The 258-nt window shown below is 63.6% G+C and carries 1 protein-coding gene; it reads right to left on the bottom strand.

The genetic code is table 11. From position 1 onward, the window contains the following. Positions 1–258, bottom strand: a 258-nt coding sequence (locus tag IB256_RS30520) for an electron transfer flavoprotein subunit beta/FixA family protein (protein WP_412547981.1), incomplete at both ends; no start/stop codon positions are given.

Raw genomic sequence — 258 nt, 5'->3', positions numbered from 1 at the left:
CGCTACGGGCAGCCGGAGCTTCGACTTTCACGGTCTTCACGGTGGAAGCGGTGGAAACACCCAGGGCGTCCGGGGTCACCACGTCCAGCGGCTTCTTCTTCGCCTTCATGATGTTCGGCAGCGACGCATAACGCGGCTCGTTCAGGCGCAGGTCGGTGGTGACGATGGCCGGCAGGTTCAGGGCAACGGTCTGCAGGCAGCCGTCGACTTCACGGGTGACGTTGACCTTGTCGCCAGCAACTTCGACCTTGGAGGCGA

This window comes from Pseudomonas sp. PDM17, assembly GCF_014851985.1.
Classification (GTDB): Bacteria; Pseudomonadota; Gammaproteobacteria; order Pseudomonadales; family Pseudomonadaceae; genus Pseudomonas.
The sequence above is the reverse complement of the archived record's forward strand: the minus strand, read 5'-3'. Positions and strand labels throughout refer to the sequence as shown.